Annotated in this window: 30 protein-coding genes; 17 read left to right on the top strand and 13 right to left on the bottom strand. The window is 68.2% G+C overall.

What is annotated here, in order from left to right:
- Window positions 1-10 precede the first annotated feature (10 nt).
- From AB0F44_RS16085 to AB0F44_RS16075, 3 genes are read right to left on the bottom strand one after another with little or no spacing between them, the layout of a single operon-like run.
- Window positions 11-1018, bottom strand: a complete 1008-nt coding sequence (locus AB0F44_RS16085) for a transketolase C-terminal domain-containing protein (protein ID WP_357357033.1) — start codon at window positions 1016-1018, stop codon at window positions 11-13.
- The gene (locus AB0F44_RS16080; protein ID WP_357357031.1) at window positions 1015-1881 is read right to left on the bottom strand and encodes a transketolase; all 867 of its coding nucleotides are present in this window, start codon (window positions 1879-1881) and stop codon (window positions 1015-1017) included. The genes AB0F44_RS16085 and AB0F44_RS16080 overlap by 4 nt, the downstream gene beginning before the upstream one ends.
- Entirely contained in the window at window positions 1878-3305 is a 1428-nt protein-coding gene (locus AB0F44_RS16075) for an MFS transporter (RefSeq protein ID WP_357357029.1), read from the bottom strand. Before AB0F44_RS16075 ends, AB0F44_RS16080 begins: the two co-directional genes overlap by 4 nt.
- A gap of 200 nt (window positions 3306-3505) precedes the next feature.
- On the opposite strand from AB0F44_RS16075, the gene AB0F44_RS16070 reads away from it, so the two are divergent.
- The 6 genes from AB0F44_RS16070 (at window position 3506) to AB0F44_RS16045 (ending at window position 7533) form a co-directional block, all read left to right on the top strand.
- Complete coding sequence (locus tag AB0F44_RS16070) at window positions 3506-4156, top strand: GntR family transcriptional regulator (protein WP_357357027.1); 651 nt, start codon at window positions 3506-3508, stop codon at window positions 4154-4156.
- A 92-nt stretch (window positions 4157-4248) separates the two neighbouring features.
- The gene (locus AB0F44_RS16065) at window positions 4249-5046 is read left to right on the top strand and encodes an ATP-binding cassette domain-containing protein (protein ID WP_357357025.1); all 798 of its coding nucleotides are present in this window, start codon (window positions 4249-4251) and stop codon (window positions 5044-5046) included.
- Window positions 5043-5807, top strand: a complete 765-nt coding sequence (locus AB0F44_RS16060; protein ID WP_357357023.1) for an ABC transporter permease — start codon at window positions 5043-5045, stop codon at window positions 5805-5807. Before AB0F44_RS16065 ends, AB0F44_RS16060 begins: the two co-directional genes overlap by 4 nt.
- Before the next feature lie 40 nt (window positions 5808-5847).
- Entirely contained in the window at window positions 5848-6621 is a 774-nt protein-coding gene (locus AB0F44_RS16055; protein WP_357357021.1) for a MerR family transcriptional regulator, read from the top strand.
- Between the two features lie 100 nt (window positions 6622-6721).
- Window positions 6722-7201, top strand: coding sequence for an SRPBCC domain-containing protein (locus tag AB0F44_RS16050; RefSeq protein ID WP_141801934.1), 480 nt, complete (start codon window positions 6722-6724; stop codon window positions 7199-7201).
- Window positions 7198-7533: a metalloregulator ArsR/SmtB family transcription factor gene (locus tag AB0F44_RS16045; RefSeq protein WP_357357019.1), complete on the top strand. Its 336-nt coding sequence runs from the start codon at window positions 7198-7200 to the stop codon at window positions 7531-7533. Before AB0F44_RS16050 ends, AB0F44_RS16045 begins: the two co-directional genes overlap by 4 nt.
- Here the strand turns inward: AB0F44_RS16045 and AB0F44_RS16040 are convergent.
- From AB0F44_RS16040 to AB0F44_RS16030, 3 genes are all read right to left on the bottom strand, one after another.
- Complete coding sequence (locus tag AB0F44_RS16040; protein ID WP_357357017.1) at window positions 7526-8218, bottom strand: carbon-nitrogen hydrolase family protein; 693 nt, start codon at window positions 8216-8218, stop codon at window positions 7526-7528. The genes AB0F44_RS16045 and AB0F44_RS16040 overlap by 8 nt on opposite strands.
- 145 nt (window positions 8219-8363) lie before the next feature.
- Complete coding sequence (gene glpK, locus AB0F44_RS16035; RefSeq protein ID WP_357357015.1) at window positions 8364-9866, bottom strand: glycerol kinase GlpK; 1503 nt, start codon at window positions 9864-9866, stop codon at window positions 8364-8366.
- Window positions 9863-10633 (bottom strand): IclR family transcriptional regulator, encoded by a 771-nt coding sequence (locus tag AB0F44_RS16030; RefSeq protein WP_357357013.1) that lies wholly within the window; start codon window positions 10631-10633, stop codon window positions 9863-9865. Before AB0F44_RS16030 ends, glpK (AB0F44_RS16035) begins: the two co-directional genes overlap by 4 nt.
- A 182-nt stretch (window positions 10634-10815) precedes the next feature.
- Between AB0F44_RS16030 and AB0F44_RS16025 the strand changes: the two genes are divergently transcribed.
- From AB0F44_RS16025 to AB0F44_RS16010, 4 genes are all read left to right on the top strand, one after another.
- A complete protein-coding gene (locus tag AB0F44_RS16025) occupies window positions 10816-11667 on the top strand; it encodes an MIP family channel protein (RefSeq protein ID WP_357357011.1) in 852 nt (283 codons plus the stop codon).
- Between the two features lie 50 nt (window positions 11668-11717).
- On the top strand, window positions 11718-13235 hold the full coding sequence (glpK, locus tag AB0F44_RS16020) for a glycerol kinase GlpK (RefSeq protein WP_357357009.1): 1518 nt from the start codon (window positions 11718-11720) through the stop codon (window positions 13233-13235).
- A gap of 134 nt (window positions 13236-13369) precedes the next feature.
- Window positions 13370-13963, top strand: coding sequence for a hypothetical protein (locus AB0F44_RS16015; RefSeq protein ID WP_357357007.1), 594 nt, complete (start codon window positions 13370-13372; stop codon window positions 13961-13963).
- An 11-nt stretch (window positions 13964-13974) separates the two neighbouring features.
- Window positions 13975-14361 (top strand): VOC family protein, encoded by a 387-nt coding sequence (locus AB0F44_RS16010; RefSeq protein ID WP_357357005.1) that lies wholly within the window; start codon window positions 13975-13977, stop codon window positions 14359-14361.
- Window positions 14362-14384: 23 nt separating this feature from the next.
- On the opposite strand, the gene bfr is transcribed toward AB0F44_RS16010, so the two are convergent.
- Window positions 14385-14873, bottom strand: coding sequence for a bacterioferritin (gene bfr / locus AB0F44_RS16005; RefSeq protein WP_357357003.1), 489 nt, complete (start codon window positions 14871-14873; stop codon window positions 14385-14387).
- A gap of 88 nt (window positions 14874-14961) precedes the next feature.
- Window positions 14962-15165, bottom strand: a complete 204-nt coding sequence (locus AB0F44_RS16000; protein WP_350665493.1) for a (2Fe-2S)-binding protein — start codon at window positions 15163-15165, stop codon at window positions 14962-14964.
- A gap of 149 nt (window positions 15166-15314) precedes the next feature.
- On the opposite strand from AB0F44_RS16000, the gene AB0F44_RS15995 reads away from it, so the two are divergent.
- Both AB0F44_RS15995 and AB0F44_RS15990 read left to right on the top strand, forming a co-directional pair.
- Window positions 15315-16727, top strand: coding sequence for an NAD(P)/FAD-dependent oxidoreductase (locus AB0F44_RS15995; protein ID WP_357357001.1), 1413 nt, complete (start codon window positions 15315-15317; stop codon window positions 16725-16727).
- Between the two features lie 72 nt (window positions 16728-16799).
- Window positions 16800-17018 carry a hypothetical protein gene (locus AB0F44_RS15990; protein ID WP_141790972.1) on the top strand — a complete coding sequence of 73 codons (219 nt, stop codon included), beginning with the start codon at window positions 16800-16802 and terminating at the stop codon, window positions 17016-17018.
- Window positions 17019-17090: 72 nt separating this feature from the next.
- Here AB0F44_RS15990 and AB0F44_RS15985 read toward each other — a convergent pair whose 3' ends face one another.
- On the bottom strand, window positions 17091-17747 hold the full coding sequence (locus tag AB0F44_RS15985; RefSeq protein WP_357357000.1) for a Rid family hydrolase: 657 nt from the start codon (window positions 17745-17747) through the stop codon (window positions 17091-17093).
- Window positions 17747-19330, bottom strand: a complete 1584-nt coding sequence (locus AB0F44_RS15980; RefSeq protein WP_357356998.1) for an FAD-dependent oxidoreductase — start codon at window positions 19328-19330, stop codon at window positions 17747-17749. The genes AB0F44_RS15985 and AB0F44_RS15980 overlap by 1 nt, the downstream gene beginning before the upstream one ends.
- 190 nt (window positions 19331-19520) lie before the next feature.
- On the opposite strand from AB0F44_RS15980, the gene AB0F44_RS15975 reads away from it, so the two are divergent.
- A complete protein-coding gene (locus tag AB0F44_RS15975) occupies window positions 19521-20015 on the top strand; it encodes a GNAT family N-acetyltransferase (RefSeq protein WP_357356996.1) in 495 nt (164 codons plus the stop codon).
- A gap of 15 nt (window positions 20016-20030) precedes the next feature.
- Here AB0F44_RS15975 and AB0F44_RS15970 read toward each other — a convergent pair whose 3' ends face one another.
- On the bottom strand, window positions 20031-20876 hold the full coding sequence (locus AB0F44_RS15970) for an NAD(P)H-binding protein (protein WP_357356994.1): 846 nt from the start codon (window positions 20874-20876) through the stop codon (window positions 20031-20033).
- 91 nt (window positions 20877-20967) lie between these two features.
- Here AB0F44_RS15970 and AB0F44_RS15965 point away from each other — a divergent pair, with 91 nt between their 5' ends.
- Entirely contained in the window at window positions 20968-21345 is a 378-nt protein-coding gene (locus tag AB0F44_RS15965; RefSeq protein WP_350717688.1) for a helix-turn-helix domain-containing protein, read from the top strand.
- On the opposite strand, the gene AB0F44_RS15960 is transcribed toward AB0F44_RS15965, so the two are convergent.
- Window positions 21334-21804 carry a helix-turn-helix domain-containing protein gene (locus AB0F44_RS15960; RefSeq protein WP_357356992.1) on the bottom strand — a complete coding sequence of 157 codons (471 nt, stop codon included), beginning with the start codon at window positions 21802-21804 and terminating at the stop codon, window positions 21334-21336. The genes AB0F44_RS15965 and AB0F44_RS15960 overlap by 12 nt on opposite strands.
- Window positions 21805-21897: 93 nt before the next feature.
- Here AB0F44_RS15960 and AB0F44_RS15955 point away from each other — a divergent pair, with 93 nt between their 5' ends.
- On the top strand, window positions 21898-22488 hold the full coding sequence (locus AB0F44_RS15955) for a dihydrofolate reductase family protein (protein WP_357356990.1): 591 nt from the start codon (window positions 21898-21900) through the stop codon (window positions 22486-22488).
- A gap of 20 nt (window positions 22489-22508) precedes the next feature.
- Window positions 22509-22904, top strand: a complete 396-nt coding sequence (locus AB0F44_RS15950; RefSeq protein ID WP_357356988.1) for a TIGR03618 family F420-dependent PPOX class oxidoreductase — start codon at window positions 22509-22511, stop codon at window positions 22902-22904.
- 13 nt (window positions 22905-22917) lie between these two features.
- Here AB0F44_RS15950 and AB0F44_RS15945 read toward each other — a convergent pair whose 3' ends face one another.
- Window positions 22918-23487: a TetR-like C-terminal domain-containing protein gene (locus AB0F44_RS15945; RefSeq protein ID WP_357356986.1), complete on the bottom strand. Its 570-nt coding sequence runs from the start codon at window positions 23485-23487 to the stop codon at window positions 22918-22920.
- A gap of 47 nt (window positions 23488-23534) precedes the next feature.
- Between AB0F44_RS15945 and AB0F44_RS15940 the strand changes: the two genes are divergently transcribed.
- The gene (locus AB0F44_RS15940; RefSeq protein ID WP_357356984.1) at window positions 23535-23903 is read left to right on the top strand and encodes a VOC family protein; all 369 of its coding nucleotides are present in this window, start codon (window positions 23535-23537) and stop codon (window positions 23901-23903) included.
- Window positions 23904-24412: the final 509 nt, after the last annotated feature.

Genomic DNA, 24412 nt, shown 5'->3' with positions numbered 1-24412 from the left:
GTTCTCCTGATCAGTGGGTGAGCTCGGTGCGTACGCGGTCGACGATCGAGTCGGTCGACAGCCCGTAGCGGTCGTGGAGGGTGGGCAGAGCGCCGGCGGCGAGGAACTCGTCCGGCAGCGCGATCGGCACGATCCGCCGACCGACCCCGGCGAACGCGAGCGTGGAGGCGACCGCCTCGGCGAGCCCGCCGACGACGGTGTGGTTCTCCAAGGTCACCACGAGCCGGTCGCCATCGGCCGCGGCGATGATCGCCTCGCGGTCGAGCGGCTTGACCGTCGGCACGTGCAGGACCGAGACGTCCACGTGGTCCTTCTCGAGCCGCTCGGCGGCCTGCAGAGCCCGCATGGTCATCAGCCCGGTCGAGATGAGGACGACATCACGACCGGCACGCAGCTCGGCGGCCTTCCCCAGCCGGAAGGTGTAGTCGTACTCGTCGAGCACGCGCGGCACAGCCCCGCGCAGCAGCCGTAGATAGGTCGGGCCGGCATGGGAGGCCAGCTGCGGCACCGCCTGCTCGATGTCGACGGCGTCGCAAGGGTCGACCACGGTGAGGTTCGGGCAGGCGCGCAGGATGGCGAGGTCCTCGGTGGCCTGATGGCTGGGGCCGTACCCGGTGGTCAGGCCGGGCAGCGCTCCGACCACGTTCACGTTCAGGCCCGGCTCGGCGATGTCGAGGCACAGGAAGTCGTAGGCGCGACGGGTGGCGAAGACGGAGTACGTCGAGGCGAACGGCACCAGCCCCACCTCGGCCATCCCGGCGGCCGCGCCGAGCAGGGCCTGCTCGGCCATCCCCATCTGGAAGAACCGCTCCGGGTGCGCCTCCCGGAAGATGTGCATGTCGGTGTACTTCGCCAGGTCCGCGGACAGCCCGACGATCTCGGGCCGCTCCTCGGCCAGCCTGGCGAGCGCATGACCGAACGGGGCGGGCGTCGTCTTCTGCCCCGGGTCGGCGAAGGACGCGATCATCGCCGAGGTGGTGAGCTTCTTCTTCGCCGGTGCGGGAGCAGTGCTGGTCATCGGGTGAAACCTTCCTCGAGCTGGGTGCGGGCGATCTGCCACTCGTGCTCCTCGACCCGCATGAAGTGGGCCTTCTCCCGGTCTTCCAGGAGCGGTACGCCGCGTCCGATCCGGGTGTCGCAGACGATCACGCTCGGAGCCCCGCGGTGAGAGGCAGCGGCGTCGAAGGCGTCGACGAGAGCGCCGATGTCGTTGCCGTCGACCCGGATGGCGTGCCACCCGAAGGCGCGCCACTTGTCGGTCACCGGCTCGGTGCGGAGCACGGTCGCGGTCGGGCCGTCGGCCTGCAGGGCGTTGACGTCCACGATGGCGGTGACGTTGTCGAGCTCGTGGTTGGAGCACTCCAGCGCGGCCTCCCAGGTCGACCCCTCGTCGAGCTCGCCGTCGGAGAGCAGGTTGAAGATCCGCGACTCGCTGCCGAGCCGGCGCAGCCCGAGAGCCATCCCGGCCGCGACGGTGAGCCCGTGGCCGAGCGACCCGCCCGAGATCTCCATCCCGGGGGTGTACGACGCCATCCCCGACATCGGCAGCCGCGACTCGTCCGAGCCATAGGTCTCCAGCTCGGAGACCGGGATGGTCCCTGCCTCGGCGAGCGCGGCGTAGAGCGCGATCGCGTAGTGGCCGATGGACAGCAGGAACCGGTCGCGGCCGGCCCACTCGGGATCCTCGGGACGGAAGCGGAGCTGGTCGCAGTAGGCGACGGCGAGGATGTCCGCCACGCCGAGCGCCTGCCCGATGTAGCCCTGGCCCTGCACCTCGCCCATCAGCAGCGCGTTGTGCCGGATCCGGCGGGCGGACTCCCGCAGGCGCGAGATCCGCTCCTGCCGGGTCGGTGCCTCGGTCAGCATCTCGGTGGAGGTCATCGGTCACTTCCTTCGAAGGTGGTGGTCGCCGACCCGGCGACCCGGTGAGTCGGAGCGGAGGGAGCGGCGCCCCGCGAGGCGAGCGCGAGGCGCTCGAGCTCGGCCACCTCTCCCCGCTCCTTGGGTCCCCAGGTCTCCGCGGTGACGACCGAGGCGACCAGGCCGAGCAGGCCGTACGCCGAGAGCAGCAGCGCCGGTCCGATCCAGCCGACCCCGGCGTAGAGGGCGGTGGCGATCAGCGGCGTGAAGCCGGAGACGACGGCGGAGAGCTGGTAGGCGAGCGAGGCTCCGGACGTACGCGTCTTGACCGCGAACAGCTCGGAGAACCAGGCGCCCTGGACGCCGGCCAGCGAGTTCTGGCAGATCGTGTAGCTGATCACGAATGCGATCACGATGAGCGCGGCGGTCCCTGTGTTGACCAGCAGGAACAGCGGTACGCCCCAGGCCAGCGTCACGATCGTGCCGAACACGTAGACCGGCCGGCGCCCGACCCGGTCCGTGAGCGCGCCCCACAGGGTGGTGGCGGCGATCCCGATCCCGGCCGCGAGCAGCAGGCCGGTGAGGATGACCGGCCGCTCGGCGAGATCCTCGCTCTCCAGGTAGGAGAGCATGAACGTGACCGACACGGCATAGCCCGCGGTCTCGGCGATGCGCAGGCAGAAGGCACGCAGCACGTTGCGCCAGTCGGTGCGAAGCACCTCGAGGAGCGGGTTCTTGGCGACCTCGCCCTCGCTCTTGATCTCCTCGAACTCCGGCGACTCCTCGACCTTGAGCCGGATCACGATGCCGACCACGATGAGGACGGCGCTCAGCAGGAACGGCACCCGCCACGCCCACTGGTCGCCCAGCGGCACGCTGGCCAGGAACGCCAGGTTGGCGAGGAGCAGGCCGACCGGGAAGCCGGCCTGGGTGATGCCCGTATAGAGCCCACGCCGCCGCCAGGGCGCGTGCTCGAAGGTCATCAGGATCGCGCCGCCCCACTCGGCTCCGAAGGCGAGGCCTTGGACGACGCGGACGGCGACCAGCAGGATGCCGGCCCAGACGCCGACCTGCTGGTAGGTGGGCAGCAGGCCGATCATCACCGTCGCGATGCCCATCAGGAGCAGCGAGCCGACGAGGACCGGCTTGCGGCCGATCTTGTCACCGAGATACCCGCCCACGATCCCGCCCAGCGGTCGCACCGCGAAGCCGACGCCGAGGGTGGCGAAGGAGAGCAGGGTGCCCGAGAGCGGATCGTTCGCGGGGAAGAAGACGGTGTTGAAGTAGAGCGCCGCGGCCGTACCGAAGCCGATGAAGTCGTACGTCTCGATCGTCGCGCCGATGGAGGAGCCCATCGCGACGCGCTTCTTGGCGGGCGTCCCCTCGACCGGGTGCCAGCTGGCGGCCTCGGCGAGGTGGGGGTCGGGGAGCGGTTTCCCGTCCATCTGAGTCTCCTGGGTCACGGAGAGGTGCGCCTCTCCTCGGTCAGTTGACTGTTAACAGTCGACATAGAGAGTGACTCCCGTCACTCGATTCTGTCAAGGGTTCGTGTGTATAAATGTTGACAGTCGCCATTCCGACAGTGGGCCGCGTACGATGAACCGCGCCGACCCACAGGACGCCGGCACCGATGGAGGAGACGACCGTGGCCACGACCGAGCCGTTCGCTCAGCTGGACCGCAGCACCCTGCGTGAACGCGCGCTGCAGACGCTGCGCGGGGCGATCACCTCGGGGCAGTACCGTCCGGGCGACCACCTGGGCGAGGTCGAGCTCGCCACCCGCCTCGGGATCAGCCGCGGGACGGTCCGCGAGGCGCTGCGCCACCTCCAGCAGGAGGGTCTTGTCGAGCCCGGAGTCCGCGGACGACTGCAGGTCTACAGCATGACCGCCGAGGAGGTCCGCGGCCTCTATCAGGTGCGCACGGCCCTCGAGGGCCTCGCCGTGAAGACGATCATCGCGTCACCGCGGCGTGCGGAGGCGGTGGCGAGGCTTCGCGAGGAGCTCGAGCGCCTAGCCGACGAGAAGGCCGACTTCGCCGACCGGCTCGAGTCCGACCTGGGCTTCCACCTGCTGATGTGCCAGCTCGCCGACAACCCGATGCTCGTGGAGAGCTGGCGCCACCTCGAGGGGCGCATCCGGGTCTCGATCATGAGCAACAAGGCCGACGAGCTGCCCGAGATCATGTCCCGCGACCAGCACGCGCCCATCGTCGACGCCATCGAGCGTGGTGACATCGAGGCCGCCCTCGGTGTCGTCGAGTCGCACATGCAGGCGGCGGCGGACGTCTACGCCTGAGGCGATGAATCGGGCCTCTGTCGGGGCCCTCGAAAAAAGGTCAGAACTTCTGCTTGACCTTGACCCAGCGTCAACCCTCGACGCTATTCGACATGAACCCGACACCAGCAATCGAGATCGCCGGACTGACCAAGTCCTACGGCGACGTACACGTCCTCCAGGGCGTCGACATGAGCGTCGAGAAGGGGAGCATCTTCGCCCTCCTCGGCTCCAACGGCGCCGGCAAGACCACGACCGTGAAGATCCTGACCACGCTGCTCAAGGCGGACGGCGGCCAGGCGACGGTCAACGGCTTCGACGTCGCGACTCAGGCCAACGACGTACGTAGTTCCATCAGCCTCACCGGCCAGTTCGCCGCCGTCGACGAGATCCTGACCGGTCGCGAGAACCTCATCCTGATCGCCAAGCTGCTCCGCCAGAAGAACCCGGGCGCGGTCGCCGACGAGCTCCTCGCCCGGTTCTCGCTCACCGAGGCGGGCAACCGCAAGGTCGCGACGTACTCCGGTGGCATGCGCCGCCGCGTCGACATCGCGATGAGCCTCATCGGCAACCCGTCGGTGATCTTCCTCGACGAGCCGACCACCGGCCTCGACCCGGAATCCCGGCTCGAGGTCTGGCACACGGTCAAGGAGCTCGCCGACAGCGGCACGACGGTCCTGCTCACCACCCAGTACCTCGAAGAGGCCGAGCAGCTCGCCGACCGGATCGCGATCCTCCACGAGGGCCGCATCATCGCCAACGGAACCCTCGCCGAGCTCAAGGCGATGTTCCCGCCGGCCAAGCAGGAGTACGTCGAGAAGCAGCCGTCCCTCGAGGAGATCTTCCTCGCCATCACCAGCAAGTCCAACGGCAGGTCCGCCAGCACGAACAACGTGAAGGAGTCACGATGACCACCCGATTCTTCGGCGACACCGCCGTCCTGCTCGGCCGCTCCCTGCGACACATCGGCCGCAGCCCCGACACCATCGTCACCACCGCGATCACACCGGTCGCGATGATGCTCATGTTCGTGTACGTCTTCGGCGGCGCGATCGACACCGGCTCCCATGAGAGCTACGTCAGCTATCAGCTACCCGGCATCCTGTTGATCACCATCGCCTCCGGCATCGCCTACACCGCCTACCGTCTGTTCCAGGACAAGAACGGCGGCATGTTCGACCGGTTCCAGTCGATGCCGATCGCCAGGTCCGCGGTGCTGTGGGGTCACGTGCTGACCTCGGTGGTCGCGAACATGATCTCGCTGGTCGTGGTGGTGCTCGTCGCCCTGCTGATGGGCTTCCGCACCGGCGCGAGCGTGCTCGACTGGCTCGCGGTGGTCGGCATCCTGGCCCTGTTCACCCTCGCGCTGACCTGGCTCGCGGTGATCCCGGGCCTGACCGCCGGCACGGTCGAGGGAGCCAGCGCATTCTCCTACCCGCTGATCTTCCTGCCCTTCCTCAGCTCGGCTTTCGTGCCGACCGACACCATGCCCGGCCCGGTGCGAGCCTTCGCCGAGCACCAGCCGGTCACCTCGATCGTCGACTCCATCCGGGCGATCTTCGCCGGTCAGCCGCTGGGCAACGAGCTCTGGATCGCACTGGCCTGGTGCGTCGGCCTCCTGGTCGTCGCGTACGTCCTGGCCACCGCCGCCTACCGCCGCAAGTTCGCCTAAACCACGCGACAAACCCGGGCGTTCCCGCCACTATTCGGGGATGCTCACGATCAGCCAGGTGGCTTCCGCCGCCGGAGTAACCGTGCGGGCAGTGCGTCACTACCACGCCAAAGGTTTGCTGGTGGAGCCCGAACGCGACCACTCGGGCTACCGACGCTACGACGCCGCCGCTGTGGTCGACCTGATCAAGATCCGCATCCTCGCCGACGCCGGCGTCCCGCTCTCCCGTGTCAAGGAGCTGCTGGACGCCGGCGACGACGATTTCAAGAAGGCTGTCGCCGAGATCGACAAGCGCCTCCGTCTCGAGATCCGCGAGCGCCAAGGCCACCGAGAGCGGATCGCCCGGCTCGTCCATGGCGACGGGCTCGCCCTCCCGCCGGAGGCGGTCGCCTACCTGGAGCGGATGCGGGAGCTCGGAATCCCGCAGCGGATCATCGACGGCGAACGCGACGCCTGGATCATCGTCGCGGCCCAGCAGCCACAGAGCATGGAGGCCTTCATCCGCAGCAAGGTCGGCCAGCTCGACGACCCGTCGGTCGTCGAGACGTACAAGCAGATGGAGGCCTTGCTCGACTGGAAGCCCGGTGACCCGCGTCTGGATACCATTGCCGACCAGATCGTCTCCCAGCTCGAAGCGATCTCGCCCGAGGACTGGGCCGCCTACGTCGAGAACGACCAGGCCATGCCCCCCGAGCTCGTCGCCCTGCTCGACTCGATGTTCGTCGAGCAGGTCCCCGTCGCCGGCGACCTCATGCGCCTGGTCGAGAAGCGCGGCTACACCGGCTGGACCAAGCTCGAGCGGATCCAGAAGTAGGAGACGTACGCCGGCTGGAGCCGATCTGCAATCAAAAGGTTGCAAGTGGATGATGGAAGTGCAACACTGAGGTTGCACTTCCGCTATCCGAGGAGGACCCATGGTTCACAGCACCGAAGAGCTCGCCGAGCTCGACAGCATCCGACGCCAGATCGACATCGACGCCAGTGCCGAGAAGGTCTGGTCCCTGATCACCCGCCCCGGGTGGTACGTCAACGACGGCACCGTCCTCGATGACCCTGACACCCGCGTCGAGACCGCCGATGACGGCACCGAGGTCGCCGTGGTCACCCACCCGACGATGGGCGAGTTCCGGTTCCGCACGATCGAGCTCGACGAGCCGCGCTACGCCGCGTTCCGCTGGCTCGGCACGCCCTACCGCGACGCCACCGAGGGCACGCTGGTGGAGTTCCGGATCGAGGAGAACCCGGCCGGCGGCGTGACCCTCGAGGTCCTGGAGAGCGGCTTCTCCACCCTGTCCGAAGACCCCGCCGTCTGGCTCAAGGAGCGCGAGGGCAACGACAACGGCTGGGCCCAGGAGCTCGAGGCAGCCAAGACGTACGTCGAGGCGCGCGCGTGACCGCGACGCCCACCCTCCCCGAGATGTGCGCGGCGCTGGGCGACCAGACCCGCTGGGACATCCTCACCCGGCTGGGGCAGGAGACCATGTCCGCCTCCGCCCTGGCCCGGGTGCTCCCGGTCAGCCGCCAGGCGATCGTCAAGCACCTCGACGTACTCTCCGAGGCCGGCCTCGTCACCGCCGAGCGCCGCGGCCGCGAGATCGTCTACGCCGCCCTCGGCTCCCGCCTCAACGCCCTCGCCCACGAGCTCGACCGCATCGGCAACGCCTGGGACACCAGGCTCCGCGCCCTCAAGTCCCTCGCCGAGTCTCCGGACGGAGATCTCACTTGACGAAGACAGCCCGCGCTGTCTCATCGGGGTCGGCGCCCGCTTCCGCAAGCAGTTCCCCGTCGGCCGACCAGATGCCCGAATGGCCGGATGTCTGGTCGAAACCGCCGCCGGTGGGCCCCGCGAATGCTGCCGTGGCGACCCATACCCCGTGGTCGGCCGCGACTCGGCAGGCGCGCTCTCCGAGGACCTCGGCTTCGTGGTCGGCGTGGATGACTCCAGCCACATACCCGTCGATGCCCAGAGCTGCGGTCCGTGCGGCGTGCTGGGGGATGCCGGTGTCGCGGCAGATAGCGAGCCCCAGCCGCCACCCATCCACCTCGATCACGGCTGGCTCGCCGGCGATGAAGCGGTCGGCCTCGCTGCCGTGGAGGTGCACCTTCCCGTACGCAACGCGTACGCCTTCACCGTCGATGGCGAGGACGCCGATGTACGGACCCGGCACAGGCGCGCCGGCCAAGGCAAGCGCCCCGTTCTCGGCGCACGCGGCGATGATGGGAGCCAGGCGTTCATCGTCCGGGCGGACCGGCGCCGCCTCCAACTCGTATCCCGTCAACGACATCTCCGGGAAGACCACCACCCGTGCATTCGCTGCCCGGATGGCTTCCGCATGCGCCATCGCGTTCGCCTTGACGTCGAAAGGCGTGCATCTCGGCTGTGCCACCGCGATGCTCAACAGCTGATCCACCTTGACTCCATCCTCGACTCGCATGATTGCCTCTCATCTGTTGCAGGTGAGCCTCGGGCAACAGGCGAAGATCTCGCAGGGCAAGACCCTAGACAGTCGAGACCCGCAACACGATGTCGTTCCGGCGAGCGGTGCGGCCACCGTCTCAGGCGCCCCAGCGGATCGCGAGCTCGACAGCCCGCCGCCAGCGTAGGAACTCCGCCTCGCGGAGCTCGGCCGACATCGCCGGCCGCCACTCGGCAGCCCGGCGCCAGTGCCGCCGCAGGACCTGCCGGTCGGGCCAGTACCCGGCGCCGAGCCCGGCGGCATAAGCGGCACCGCGGGAGACCGTCTCGGCGACCATCGGACGTACGACGGGGATGTCCAGGAAGTCGGCGATGGTCTGCATGAGGAGGTTGTCGGCGGTCATGCCGCCGTCGACGGCCAACCGCGTCAGCGGCGCAGCGGCGTCGGCGTTCATCGCGTCGATGACCTCGCGGGTCTGCCAGGCGGTGGCCTCGAGGACGGCGCGACACAGATGCGCCTTGGTGACGTACGACGTCAGCCCGACGATCACGCCGCGGGCATCGGGCTCCCAGTGCGGTGCGTACAGACCGGTGAACGCCGGGACGACGTAGCAGCCACCATTGTCGGCGACGGTCAGCGCCTGGGTCTCGATCTCTGCCGCCGAGCGGATCAGCCCGAGGCTGTCGCGGAACCACTGCACTAGCGAGCCGGCCACGGCGATCGACCCTTCCAAGGCGTACGCCGCCGGCTCGCCCTCCATCGCGTGCGCCACCGTCGTGATCAGCCCATGCTGTGAGCGCACCGGGGACGAGCCGGTGTTGAGGAGCAGGAATCCGCCCGTGCCGAAGGTGCACTTCGCGTCGCCGCGGTCGAACCCCGCCTGCCCGAAGAGGGAGGCCTGCTGGTCACCGATCACCGCGGTCACCGGGATCCCTGCGATCGGCGCGACCGTGGTCCCGAAGGAGGAGACCGTCGGCCGGATCTCGGGCAGCATCGCCCGCGGCACCCGCATCGCCGCCAGCAGCTCCGGGTCCCAGTCGAGCGTGCCGAGGTTCATCAGCATCGTGCGGCTGGCGTTGGTCACGTCGGTGACGTGCGCCCCGCCGGACACTCCGCCGGTCAGGTTCCAGACCAGCCACGAGTCCATCGTCCCGAACAGGAGATCCCCGCGCTCCGCCCTCTCCCGCAAGGATGGAGACGAGTCGAGCAGCCAGCGCACCTTCGGCCCGGAGAAGTACGTCACCAACGGCAGCCCGCACCGAGCCTGGATCTCCGACTCCGCCATGTCCGCGGCGACGGCGGGCAGCACGGCCGACGACCGGGTGTCCTGCCACACGATCGCGTTGTGGACCGGCCGGCCGGTGTGCCGATCCCATACCACCGTGGTCTCCCGCTGGTTGGTGATCCCGAGCCCGACCACCTGGGACGGAGAAGCCCCGGCATCCGCGAGCGCCTCCGGCACGACCCGGCAGACGATGTCCCAGATCTCCATGGGGTCGTGCTCGACCCAGCCCGCGCGCGGATAGTGCTGGCGGTGCTCGCGCTGCGCCAGCGACACCATCCGGCCCTCGCGGTCGAAGAGCATGCACCGGGTCGAGGTCGTGCCCTGGTCCAGTGCGGCGACGTACCGCGGAAGACTCATGCCGCCCGGCCGTGACCGAGCGCCCGCGAGATCGATCTGGAGACGCCGACGACCTCCTCGACTAGATCGGAGCGAGGCAGGCCACGGGCGTCGCACAGCCGCACCACCGGTCCCGCGATGCCGACTGCCGCCACCACGTACCCGCCCCGGTCACGCACCGGCGCCGCGATCCCGGCCAGCCCCGGCCGCGCCTCGGAGACCGCCGACGCCCACCCGGTGTCACGCGCGTCTGCCAATGCCCGCAGCAGCGCCGAACGGTCGGTGATCGTCCGGAAGGTCAGCCGGTCGAGCCGCTGCCCGACGACGCTGCGGGCCGCGCCCGGATCGAACGCGACCAGCACCTTCCCGAGCGCGGTGGCGTGCAGCGGTAGTGCCTTCCCGGTGTCCATCACCTGCGCTCCCGGCCCCGCCCGGAAGACATGGTGCGCCACGACCGCGGAGCCGTCTCGATAGGCCGCGATCCGCGCCTCCTCGCCCGTGCGCGCCGCCAGCGTGTCCACCCAGTTGAGCGTCTCCGAGCGCAGCTCGTTGAGGTCCAGCGTCACGGACCCGAGATGGAGCAACCCCGACCCCACCAGATAGCGCCCGGTGACCGGCTCCTGGTCGACGAACCCCGCCCCCGCCAACGTACGCAGCAACCCGTGCGCCGTCGGCTTGGCCAGCCCCACGGCGGCCGCCAGCTCGCCAAGAGGCATCGGCTCACTCGCGGCAGAGAGCACACGCAGTAGCGCAGCCGCCCGCTCGACGGATTGCACGGTCCGAGACATCGGGTAAAAGCGTAGAGCCCGAACAAACCCTCTAACCGGGGTTCGGCCATCGAGAGACCCGCCGGTGCCGCCCGGCGAAACACGCGTGCGTTCGACCATGCCGAACGCACGCCGTTGTGACGCGCGTCACGCGTCCCTACGGTGCAGAGGTCCGCCAGACCCCACACGGCAGGAGCAAGCGCATGACAACAAGAAACGCCTCGGGCTCCGTTTCACCAGCACAACGTCGAACCCTCATCGGAGAGCTCAGCGCAGAGTTCGCCGGCACGATGATCTTGATCCTCTTCGGAGTCGGTGTGGTCGCGCAGGTCACGACCGGCGACGGCGGGCTCGGCGACCACGACTCGATCGCCTGGGCCTGGGGGATCGGGGTGATGCTGGGCATCTACACCGCGGGACGGATCAGCGGCGCCCACCTCAACCCGGCCGTCAGCCTCGCGATGGCCGTCTTCAGCGACTTCGAGTGGCGCAAGGTGCTGCCCTACAGTGTCGCCCAAGTCCTCGGCGCCTTCGTCGGCGCTCTCATCGTCCGCGCGGCCTACGGCGACGCGATCGCCAGCGTCGACCCCGGCCACACCCACGCCACCCAGGGCATCTTCTCCACGCTTCCGGGCAACGGCGACGCAGCGCTCGGCGTCAGCCTCACCACCGCCTTCGCCGACCAGGTGATCGGCACCGCGATCCTGCTGTTCCTGATCATGGCGATCACGGACGCGAAGAACTCCGCGCCGATCGCCTGGTTCTCGCCCGTCGCGATCGCGTTCGTGATCGTCGGCATCGGCATGGCCTGGGGCACGAACGCCGGCTACGCCATCAACCCTGCCCGTGACTTCGGGCCGCGGCTGGCCTCGTTCGTCACGGGCTACGACGGAGCCTGGGTGACCGCGGCCGGCGACCTCTACTTCTGGATCCCGATCATCGCCCCGCTTGTCGGTGGACTCATCGGTGCCGGAGCGTACAAGGTGTTGATTGCACGCTTCTTGCCCGCCGAGAAAGAGGCTGAGGAGACCAGCGACCTGCCTGCCGCTGCCTGACCACCGATCCCCCGACTGAGACACAGAGCAGAGAAACCGAAAGGACCGACATGCCCGACTACGTCGCAGCCGTCGACCAAGGCACCACGAGCACTCGCTGCATGATCTTCGACCACGGTGGCAACGAGGTGGCCCGCCATCAGTTGGAGCACCAGCAGATCCTGCCCAAGGCGGGCTGGGTCGAGCACAACCCGGTGGAGATCTGGGAGCGCACCAGGGCGGTGATCCAGATCGCGCTCGGCAGCAAGGGCCTGACGGACAAGGACATCGCCGCGCTCGGCATCACCAACCAGCGCGAGACCACCGTGGTTTGGAACAAGAGGACCGGACGGCCCTACTACAACGCGATCGTCTGGCAGGACACCCGCACCGACCGGATCGCCTCCGCTCTCGACAAGGACGAGCGCGGCGACATCATTCGTCGCAAGGCCGGACTCCCGCCCGCGACGTACTTCGCCGGAGGCAAGATCCAGTGGATCCTGGAGAACGTCGACGGCGTCCGCGAGGCTGTGGAGAGCGGCGACGCCATCTTCGGCACCACTGACAGCTGGATCGTCTGGAACCTGACCGGCGGCCCCAACGGCGGCGTACACGTCACCGACGTCACCAACGCCAGCCGCACCATGCTGATGAACCTCGAGACCCTCGACTGGGACGACGAGCTGCTCGGCTTCTTCGACATCCCGCGCCAGATGCTCCCCGAGATCCGGCCCTCCTCCGATCCCAGGCCCTACGGCACCACGCTGGAGAACGGTCCGCTCGGCGGCGAGATCCCGATCACCGGCATCCTCGGTGACCAGCAGGCCGCCATGGTCGGCCAGGTCTGCCTGGACGCCGGCGAGGCCAAGAACACCTACGGCACCGGCAACTTCCTGCTGCTCAACACCGGCGAGGAGCTCGTACGCTCCGAGAACGGCCTCCTCACCACAGTCTGCTACCAGTTCGGCGACCAACCCCCGACGTACGCCCTGGAGGGCTCGATCGCTGTCACCGGCTCCGCGGTGCAGTGGCTGCGTGACCAGCTCCGGGTGATCAGCAGCGCCGGGCAGGTCGAGAACCTGGCCAAGGAGGTCGAGGACAACGGCGGGGTCTACTTCGTCCCGGCCTTCTCCGGTCTCTTCGCCCCCTACTGGCGCTCGGACGCCCGCGGCGTGATCGTCGGCCTGTCCCGGTTCAACACCAGCGGCCACATCGCCCGCGCGGCCCTGGAGGCGATCTGCTACCAGAGTCGTGACGTCGCTGAAGCGATGGAGAAGGACTCCGGCGTACGCCTCGAGGTCCTCAAGGTCGACGGCGGCATCACCGCCAACGAGCTGTGCATGCAGATCCAGGCCGACGTCCTCGGCGTCGAGGTCAGCCGTCCGGTCGTCGCCGAGACCACCGCGCTCGGTGCCGCCTACGCTGCCGGGCTCGCCGTCGGATTCTGGAAGGACACCGACGAGCTTCGCCAGAACTGGAACGAGTCCAAGCGCTGGAAGCCGGCCTGGAGCGACGAGCAGCGCGAGATCGGGTACGCCGGCTGGCGGAAGGCTGTCGACCGCACGCTCGACTGGGTCGACGTCGACTGACGGCGTCGTTTCAAAAACGCCTGTTTGGGGTATGTGCGCGGCGACCCTTCGGACGTACGTTGCGAGAGGGCCTGGCCGGGGCCCGGCTACTGCCTCGACCGGTCCGTTGGCACACCAACGACCGAGGAGGCAGCATGTTCATCCAGATGATTCAGGGGCCCTGCACCCGGCAGGACGAGGCTCACCAGTTGCTCGACGAGTGGCGTCGAGACCTGGCGCCGAGCGCGACCGGGTGGCTGGGCGGCACCTACGGATTCACCGACGACGGCCAGCTCATCGGGGTGGTCCGCTTCGAGTCCCGCGAGGCCGCGATGGCCAACTCCGACCGTCCCGAGCAGGGGGAGTGGGCGGCGAGGATGGCCGAGGTCATGGACGGGCCGATGGAGTTTCACGACTGCGACGACGTCACGCTGCTCTTCGACGGCGGCTCCGACGACGCCGGGTTCGTGCAGATCATCCGTGGCCGCGTCGACGACCCGAGCCGGCTCAAGGCGATGATGACGACCGACACCACCCAGCTGCACGAGATGCGCCCCGAGATCCTCGGCGGCACCCTCGCGATCGAGGCGGACGGCAGCTTCGTCGAGACCATCGCGTTCACCAGCGAGGACGAGGCCCGCAAGGGTGAGCAGATCGAGCCCCCGGCCGACGTACGCAGCGAGCTCGACTACGCGATGCAGGGCGCGACCTACTACGACCTCCACCGCCCCTGGTTCGAGAGCGCCTGAGGAGGCCTGTGATGTTGACCAACAGCAGTGTGATGGCGAACATCCCGGCCGCCGACCTCGAGCGGGCGCGTCGGTTCTACTCTGACAAGCTCGGGCTCGAGCCGAGCGGTGAGGACCCCGGCGGCCTGCTCTACACGACGTCCGGCGGGACGTCCTTCCACCTCTACGAGACCGAGCAGGCGGGCAAGGCCGGGCACACGATCGCCCAGTTCCACGTGGCCGACGTCCGCAAGGAGACCGACGACCTGCGCGCCAAGGGAGTCAGCTTCGAGCACTACGAGATGCCCGGGATGACCTGGGACGGTGACGTCGCCGGTATGGGTGAGGCCGGGCACGCAGCCTGGTTCAAGGACAGCGAGGACAACATCCTCTGCATCGACGACGCGGTGCCTGCCTGAGGGGGAACAAGGAGGGGCCTGGCTCAGCCGGGTCCCTCGCCCGCACCGACGTGCTGAGCCAGGAACGCCTGGAGGCCCACACGATCGATCGCGTCGAGCTGCGCCTCGAACCAGTCGGCGTGCTTCTCCTCGTCGCGGACCATCTCCTCGAAGACGGCCGCGGTGCCGTGGTCGCCGAGCTGGTGGCACTCCTCACCGCCGGCGTTGAACTGCGCGACCGCGGCGCGCTCGCTCGCCAGGGCCAGCGAGAGCATCTCCTCGGCGGTCTCGCCGACCTGGATGGCGTTGAGGCGCTGCACGTTGGGATGGCCGTCGAACATCAGGATCCGGTTGATCAGGTCGTCGGCGTCACGCATCTCGTCGATGGAGAGGTCGTAGAAGACCTTGCCGAGCTTGGGCAGACCCCAGTTGTCGAGCATCCGAGCATGCAGGAAGTACGTGTTGGTGACCGTGAGCTCGAACGTGAGCGCCTCGTTGAGGAGCTCGACGACGCGTGGATCGACTGGCTGCATGACGTACCTCCGGTAACGGGATCTGTCCCGATACTCGCACGGCACCCCGGGAGTGAGGACAGACTCAGTTTGTGACCGGTTGCGTACGTCAGCTCGCGGCGCCGTCGGCCACGAGGTGTGAGCACTCCTGCTCGAGATGCCGGCTGACCTGCTTCTTCACCGAGAAGATGCACGAGCCACAGTCCTGAGCGGCTCCCGTGGAGCGGCAGATCGCGCTGACCGTGCGCGCCCCGTCGGCCAGCGCGGCGTCGACGTCACGGTCCGTGACGACTCGGCACTGGCAGACGATCATGGGATTAGGTTAGCCGACCCTAAGCGCGATGACGAGCGGGCGTCCCACTTCTTACCTTTCGGTCCTCTCGCGGCCATTCACATTTTGCCGGTCACATTCTCCCGGTATGGTCCAGGTCACACCGTCGCTCCCGGCACTCGGAGGATCTCTTGCGCATCGCAGTCATCGGCACCGGCTTCGGCGGCCTGGCCGCCACGATCGAGCTCAAGAAGCGCGGCCACGACGACATCGTCGTGTTCGAGAAGGCCGGAGACGTCGGCGGCGTCTGGCGGGAGAACACCTACCCGGGCGCCGCCTGCGACGTACCTTCCAGCCTCTACTCCTACTCCTTCGAGCCCAACCCGCACTGGCCCCACAAGTTCTCCCGCCAGCCCGCGATCCTCGACTACATCCACCGGGTCGTCGACAAGTACGACGTACGCCGCCACATCCGGTTCCACACCGAGGTGACCGCCGCCCGCTGGGACGACGAGTCGAAGACCTGGCAGCTCGACCTCAGCACGGGTGAGACGGAGACGGTCGACCTGTTCGTACCTGCCGTCGGCCAGCTCTCCCGGCCCTCGATCCCGAGCATCCCCGGCGCCGACACATTCGCAGGAGAGGCCTTCCACTCCGCCGAGTGGAACCACGACCTGAACCTCCACGGCAAGCGGGTCGCGGTGATCGGCACCGGCGCGAGCGCCATCCAGTTCGTGCCCGAGGTACGGAAGGACGCGGCGCAGGTGCTCCTCTTCCAGCGCTCGGCGCCCTACATCGTCCCGCGCAAGGACTTCGAGCGCACCGACCCCGCCAGCCCGATGCCGCAGCTCCTCAACCGCGCGAAGATCTGGGTCCAGGCCGAGTGGCTCACCACGTCCTTCCACGTCAAGCCGTTCGGTGCGGTCATGCGGGCCTGGTCCAAGCGCCACATGAAGGCGCAGACAGCGGCGAAGCCGGGGCTCTTCGAGAAGGTCTGGCCCGACTACCCGTTCGGCTGCAAGCGCATCCTCTTCGCCGACGACTACCTGCCGGCTCTCGCCCAGCCCAACGTGGACGTGATCACCGACGACATCGTCGAGATCACCCCGACCGGGGTGACGACCGCCGACGGGCAGCAGCACGAGGTCGACGTGATCATCTGGGGCACCGGGTTCAAGGCCACCGACTTCCTCGCCCCGATGACGATCACCGGCACCCAGGGCCGCGACCTGCACACCCATTGGAAGGACGGCGCCCACGCCTACCACGGCATGACCGTCCCGGGTTTCCCGAACCTGCTGATCATGTACGGCCCCAACACCAACACCGGTGGCGGCTCGATCATCTTCTTCCTGGAGACCCAGGCCCGCTACCTCGGCCGGTACGCCGATCACGTCGCCGATGCCGGCCCGCTCGAGGTGCGCGCGGAGGTCGAGGAGGCCTACGACGCGCGGATCCAGGACAAGCTGGCCGACAGCGTCTGGAGCAAATGCACCTCCTGGTATCGCGAGCGGAACGGCCGCATCACCACCAACTGGCCCAGCATCTCGGCCCACTACCGCCGCAGCGCCAGCTACGACAAGGCCGACTACACGCGGGCCTGAAACGATCTGATAGGCCATTGTGACCAACCTGTGCATTCCCTTATTCGTGTCTGAGGCCACATACTCGAAGGGATGACTACCTCAACCCCCCGGCGGCGACACTTCGCCGCGAGTCCTTTCAAGGCAGATCCCGAGCCGGTCATTGAGCAGTTCGAGTCAGGGGACCTGGTTTCCCACGACTCCTTCGGCCTGGGTCGGGTCGTCAACAAAGAAACGGCCGCAGTCACTGTCGACTTCGGTCCCCGACTGGTGCGCATCGCCAGCCCCTTCCCCAAGCTTTCCAAGCTCTGACCTCGGTCTGAGCTGCACGAGAATCGCCCTCCCCGAGCACTGCTCGGAGAGGGCGATCTCGTTTTCGAGGGTCTACTTCTTCTTCACCGGATAAGCCGCGTCGACCTCCACCTCGACAAGCCATCCGTCGACGGGCAGGTTCTCGATCTCGAGCGCGAACCGCGACGGACGGGCGGGGTTGACGACCATCGGAGCCGCCGGCGCAGCAGTGCCCAGCGGCACCGGGACGGCCTCGCCGGTCGAGACCGACGTGTTCGCGAAGAACTGCCGATAGGCCCGGTTCCAGCCCGCGAAGTCCATCTTCGCCTCGCCCGCGGGGTTCTGCAGGAAGACGCGCATCGTGATCACGTCGTCGTAGGAGAGCCCGGCCGCCTCGAGGTTCTCCCCGATCCGGCGCAGCACGTTGATTCCCTGGGCCTCGGTGATGGTCACGCCCGGCGGCAGCTCACCACCCGGGAACACCGCGGTGTCGATGTAGGCCGCCTCGCCGCTCGCCCCGGTGTTGAGCCGGGACGGACCGAGCCCGCTGGTCTTGTAGATCGCCGCCTCCGGCCCGATCGCGACGCCGTTGGCGATCGACGGGTTGTCCTGTCCCGCGGGCAGCACCGAGATCGTCTCCCCACCACGCGGCGGGAAGGCCGACCATCTGCTCCCGGCGACTGCCGCCGTCGGAGCGACCAGAGCTGCGGTCAACCCGACCACAGCCAGCACCTTCGTACGCGGCGACATCATGCCGTCACCCGCGCGTGCAGCTTCTCGACGGCTGCCCGGGCGGCCGTGATCGCGCCGTGCTGCCAGGCAACGGAGTGACTGAGGTGGTCACCGGCGAAGTACGTGTTGCCGGTGGCATCCAGCAGCCGCGTGTAGAGCGGATCGGTGTCGGCCGTCGTCGAGTACGCCCAAGCTCCCTCGGAGAACTTCTGCGACTTCCAGTCCTGGCTGTAGGAGGCGGTGATGCCCTCGCCGTAGACGTCCCCGAAGATCTGCTTGCCCATGTCCACCGCCCGCGAGAGCCGCTGCGCAGGGCTGAGCACGCCGTAGGTGTCGGCCGCGCTACCGGTGTTGTAGTAGCCGATCATCGTGCCCTTGTCCCCGTTGAACCCGTACGACGGGTGCCACATGTTGCGCAGGTCGAGGCGGGTGTTGGTGATGCCGCCGTAGATCCGGAAGTCCTCCTCCCACCAGCGCCGGTCGTACTCGATCCCGATCTTCCCGGCGTTCGAGGGCCCGAAGGACTTCAGGCTCGCGGTGATGTCGGCGCCGAGGTTGTGCTGGACCTTGGCTGCGATGTTCGGCGGCATGCAGTTGATCGCGAAGTCCGCCTTGATGGTCTCGGTCCTCCCGCGAGCCTTGTAGGCCACGGAGACACCGGTCGAGGTGTTGCTCCACTCGACGACCTCGGCCCCGTAGCGGATGTTCCGCGCCCCAACGGCCTGGGCGAAGGCGTTGGGGATCGCGTCCATTCCGCCGACCGGCTGATACATCATCATCGCCTGGTCGTAGCCGAACTCGAAGGAGAAGTACTGCCCCAGCCCGGCGGCGAGGACAGCGCTCATCGAGTTCGGGGCCACCTCGGTGCCGGACTCCTGCCCGGCACCCGGCTCGACCGTGTAGCCCGCGCGGCTGGAGCCGGTGTAGGCGTACCCCTCCGCCTTGGAGCCGAGATCGCCGAAGTTCCTCAGGAAGGCGATCAGCGCGTCCTTGTCGGCGGCGGTCAGCTCCTCGTCCAGGGCCCCCTTGTCGGTCGCCTTCGCGAGCAGCTCGGAGACATAGCCGTACGTGTCCGCCTTCGCCTGACGCATCTGCACCGCGCCGATGCCGTGATCGCCGGGGTAGTAGAGCAGTGCGTTGGCGTTCTGGTTGGTGAACGCCTCGATCGGGACGCCCAGCTCCTTGCAGTAGTCCAGCGTGATGTGGCTCTGCGGCAGCCGCCCGGGCCCCGCGTTCATGTACTGACCCTTGGAGAACCCGGCCACCTGCGTGACCCCGTTCAGATCGGTCACCCGGGTGCCGCCACGCACGGTGAAGTTGCGACCGCCCGGCCGCTCGCGTCCCTCGAGCACGGTGACCTTGTAGCCACCCTTGAGCAGCTCGTACGCAGCGGTGAGCCCGGCGATGCCGCCGCCGAGGATGACCACGGACTTGCTGCCGGCCCGGGCGAGATCGGAAGGCTTGGGAGGAGTGAAGCTGGGGGTCTCCGCGGCGTGAGCCGAGGTGAGCCCGAGAGCACCCATGCTGTGCAACATGACTCCCGCGCCGCCGGCGAGGCCGACGTTGCGCAAGAAGTTCCGACGTGACTGGGTCTGAGTCATGTGGGGGTATCCAATCTGTTGGGGACGCCCCGAAACGTAGGAAGCCTTTGTTGCACCGTGATTGCGATTGCGTCTCACTGGAATGCGCATTCCCGAACTGGCGAGTAGCCTGAGAGGTCGCGCAGGTAGGGCCGCCTGCTGCGCGCCGCGATACGGGCGCGCTGGCTGCGCGACCTCCTAGGATCGACCCGTGACCGTCACCATCCGCGATGCAGCTCCCACCGACGTACCCGAGATCCTCCGTCTCGTCCACGCCCTGGCCGTCTACGAGAAGGAGCCCGACGCCGTCGAGGCTACGGAGACCGACTTCACCGCGGCGCTCTTCCCTGAGTCCGGCACCCCGACCACCCGCTGCCTCATCGCCGAGAACGACGGCATGATCATCGGCATGGCGGTCTGGTACGTCACCTTCTCCACCTGGACCGGCCGCAACGGCATCTGGCTCGAGGACCTCTTCGTCGACCCCGCGCACCGCGGTGCCGGCGCCGGCAAGGCCCTCCTCGTACGCCTCGCCGAGATCTGCGTCGAGAACGACTGGCGCCGCCTTGAGTGGTGGGTGCTCACGTGGAACGAACCGTCGATCGCCTTCTACCGCTCCCTCGGCTCGGTCCCGCAGAACGAGTGGGAGGTCCACCGCATCGACGGCGCCGCGCTCAAGGAGCTCGGCGCCGCCCGCGGTAGCTGACCTCGGGCCCCGAACTCAGGCCTCGTACGCAGCGGCGAACCGCCGAGCCCACTCCCCGAAACCGCGGGCCGGCCTGCCCAGCACCTTCTCGACGTGCGGGCTTACCGCCTGCTCCTCGGCGGTCGGGTGCCCGAGGATGGCCAGCGTCCCCTCGACAACAGGCGGCGGCATGAACTCAGCCATCTGGCCGCGCGCCTCCTCCGGGGTCAGCTCGATGAACTCCAGCGGACGCCCGACCGCCGCGGCGATCTCCTCGACCCGTTCCCGCGGCGTGGTCGCGTTAGGCCCGGTGATCTCGTACGTCCGCCCCGCGTGACCGTCCTCGGTCAGGGTCGTCGCGGCGACCTCGGCGATGTCGAGGGGATCGACGACGGGAAGCGCGACATCTCCGTACGCCGCATGGACAGCGTTCATCTCCTTGATCATCGGCACCCAGGCGAGCGCATTGCTCGCGAAGCCGCCGGGGCGCAGGATCGTCCACTCCATCGCCGAGCGCCGCACCGCCTCCTCGAGCTCGGCGAGCGGTGCGTGCGACGGTGTCCCCGGCCGGGTGCCGACGGCCTGCGAGGACAACAGCACAACGCGGCGTACGTCTGCCGCCTCGGCATGCTTCATCAGTGCAGGCCCGTCGACATGAGCGCCGGCGCCGCTGACGATCAGGAACAGCGCGTCGGCGCCGGCCAGGGCTGGGGCCAGGGTCGCCGCGTCGGCCAGGTCGGCCACCGCGGGGACGACTCCCGCCCGGGTCGGCAGCGGCGCCGACTTCGCGCGCGAGACGGCGGTGACGGTGTGCCCGGCGTCGGCCAGCAGCTCGACGAGCGGCTGTCCGACATTCCCCGTCGCTCCGGTGATGACGATCATCGAGGTCTCCATTCATAGGTCGTGATCTGCGTTCGGAACGACGTTAGATCCCTAGATACAGTGGGTTCCCCAAGGTAAGTATTGGAGCGATATGACCTGGCGACCGAGCACTGACGAGCCGGTGGCGGCCTGTCCGATCACCCCGGCGGTGGAGCTGATCTTCAGCCGATGGACCACCCCGATCCTGTGGACGCTGCACGAGTTCGGCACCCAGCGCTTCGTGGAGCTGGAGCGCCGCCTCGGCACGATCTCCTCGAAGGTGCTGACCCAGCGCCTGCGCCAGCTGGAGCGCGACGGCCTCGTCGAGCGCCGCTACCACGCGGAGGTGCCACCCCGGGTGGAGTACGACATCACCGACCTCGGTCGCAGCCTCCAGCCGGTCTTCGCCGCCGTCGGCAACTGGTCGGAGGCGAACATGCCTGCCGTGGAGACGGCGCGGCAGGCCTACACCGGCCCGCTACCCCGCTGAGGCCGGCTCCGGCGCAGCCCCCGGCCCGGCCAGCACGTCGATGTCGTCGGCGTGCATCGGCTCACCGCAGTGTGAGCACCGCAGATCGACCCGCCCGATCTCCCCGCACGCGTGATGCCGGTAGAGCACCGGCGGCCCCGCCTCACCTGCGAGCCACTTGTCACCCCAGCCGACCATCACCATCAGCACGTCGACGAGCTCACGCCCCTTCTCCGTCAGCACGTACTCATAGCGCGGCCGGTTGTCGTATGCCCGCTTCTCCAGAACCCCGTGCTCGACCAGGTGCCCGAGCCGCTCGGTGAGCACCTTCCGAGAGATCCCGAGATCCGCCTGGATCTGGTCGAAGCGGTTCATGCCCACCCAGATGTCGCGCAGCACGAGAGGCGACCACGGCTCCCCGATCACATCGAGCGTCCGCGCGATCGAGCAGGCCATGTCGCCGAAGTTCGTACGTTGCATGCCCCGAATCTACCATTTAGGGTTCCCTGAAGGAACTCACAATGCTACGGTCGCAGAGTCTCTTCAGGAAACTCCGACCCTCAGGGAGCGATCATGAGCAAGGTCCTCGCAGCACTCTCGGTCTCGGTCGACGGCTTCATCACCGGACGGGATCCGGGCCCCGGTCGCGGCCTGGGGGACGGTGGCGTCCTCTTCGACTGGTACTTCGACGGCGACACCCCCAGCCAGGTCTTCGACGGCTTCAAGCTCTCCGAGCCGAGCGCTCGCGTCTTCGACGCCCTGGCCGCACGCGACGGGGTCAGCCTCGCCGGCCGCAACACCTACGACGACTCCGGCTGGGACAAGGGAGGAGCGCCACATCCCACCGCTCCGCTGGTCGTCCTCTCCCATCGTCCCGCTCCCGCGGTCCACGACCGCCAGACCTTCGCCACCACCATCGAGGACGCGATCGCCCTCGCCAAGGAACAGGCCGGCGGCAAGGACGTCGGACTCATGGGCGGCGGCGTCGTGACCGAAGCACTGAGGGCCGGCCTCGTCGACGAGATCGTCCTCCACCAGGTCCCGGTGCTCCTCGGCGCTGGCCGCCGCTTCTTCAACGAGCTCCCCGAGCACGTCTCGCTCGAGATCGTCGACGTCGTCCCCGCCCCCGGCGTCACCCACCTCCACTACCGCGTCATCCGCTGACCGCAGCAAGGAGAAGACCGATGATCAACCCTGACGTACGCCCCTTCCTCGAGGGGACCGCCCTGGCCCATGTCGCCACAATCGGACCCGACGGCGCCCCGCGTACCTCCCCGGTCTGGATCGGAACCCACGGCGACCACGTCGTCTTCCTCACCGGCAACCGCGGCCGCAAGTACCGCAATCTCCACACCGACCCGCGCATCGCGCTCTCCCTCGCGCCGCAGGAGAACGACTTCATGCCGGTCATCCTCCGCGGCCGCGTCGTCGGCTGGGTCGAGGACGAGACCCGCTGGGGAATCATCGACGAGCTCGCCACCCGATACACCGGCGCGCCCTACCCGCGCGAGGTCGACGCGTACGGAAATCGTGCTGTCGCCTTGATCGACCTCGACTACCAGCACATCGGCGTCGGTTGAGTCGGCCGCCCGATCACTTTTCCCCGAGAACTGTCGCCACCAAACCCTCGACCTCGTTCGTACGCAGCGGCACCGGCGTCATCAGTCGCCGATAGAACACCGCCCCCGCCAGTGCTTCCGCCGCCCGCTCCGGATCACCGACAGCGTGCCCCGACTCCCGCAGCCGGGTGAGCGCATCAATCAGCCGCGTACGCCGCTGCGCGCTGTAGCGGTGGTGCAGCTCCCGCAGCCCCGGGTCGCGCTCGGCGCCGTCGAGCACGGCGGGGAGACAGTCGGACATCAAAGACGACTGCATGGCGGAGGCGAGATGGGCGACGATCGCGACCACATCGCCTCGCGGGTCCTGTCCGCCGGCCTCGGGGCGCGGCTGCACGTTGAGCGTCTCCATGGCAGCCGCGACCAAGCTGAGCCGGTCGTGCCCGAGTCGGTAGATCGTGCTCCGCGCGACACCGGCACGTGTCGCCACCCCGTCGATGCTGAATCCGCCGTATCCCCGCTCGGCGAGCTCCGCAAGCGCTGCTTCGAGCACTCTTTCCCGGCTGCGCACCACACGGGGGTCCGTACGCCCTTGACGAGAAGCCATGTCTGGAGCCTACTATGCAACAGTAGTGTTGCAGAGAGGAGAGACAGATGATTCCAGGATTCCGCTACATCGTCGACGACATCACTGCCGCCGTCGCCTTCTATCGCGAGCTCGGGTTCGAGGACATCGGTCCGAGAGCTGGCGGCTTCGCGATGCTCGAGGGCCACGGCCTTCGGCTGATGCTGAACACCCCTGGTGCCGGCGGCGCAGGACAGGCCGCCGACGACGGCAAGGTTCCGAGCCCCGGTGGGTGGAGCCGTATCCAGCTCGAGGTGAGCGATGTCGACCAGGAGCTCCGGCGCCTGAGCGAAGCCGGCGCTCGGGTACGCACCAGCCGCATCGACGGCCGAGGTGGCGCCCAGGCCGTGATCGAGGATCCGGCCGGTAACCCGGTCGAGCTCTTCGCGCCCGCCTGACCGGTGGGTCACGAGGCCCCTGGCGCCGGGTGAAGCAAACGGCCCATGGGCCTTGTCTCGGGGGTCTAGAGTGGAGCCCAGAACATCGCACGAAAAAAGTTGCCCTGGCGATTTGAAACGGCGTCAGGGTGTGTGTAGTGTTCTCCGAGTCGCCAGGGTGCGGCGGGAAGCAAGCGCGAGTCTTCGGGCGGGCTTCCGGCCCCGGAGCGGCCACCTCCACTCTTTCGAGCATCGCTCGATCCAGGGTGTTCTGGCAGCGGGTCTCAGGATCCGCCGAAGAACTCAAGATCTGATTCACGTCAGATCGTCATGGCTGTGTAGGTGTGGATATTGCTTTTATCCGAATGCGGTGTGAATACGCCGAATTGGACAACAAAGCGAGATCCGATAAAGTCCTCCAGGACGAAGCGGAAACACAGCTGCTAAACCATGGAAAGCGCGAAACGCGCCGAATTGGGAAAGCGAAAGTGAGTCTGATAAAGTCTGGCAGGCAGGACCGGAAGAAAGCT

Source organism: Nocardioides sp. NPDC023903 (assembly GCF_040639295.1).
Classification (GTDB): domain Bacteria; phylum Actinomycetota; class Actinomycetes; order Propionibacteriales; family Nocardioidaceae; genus Nocardioides.
Note: the sequence above shows the minus strand (reverse complement) of the source record. Positions and strands in the feature narration are given on the sequence as shown.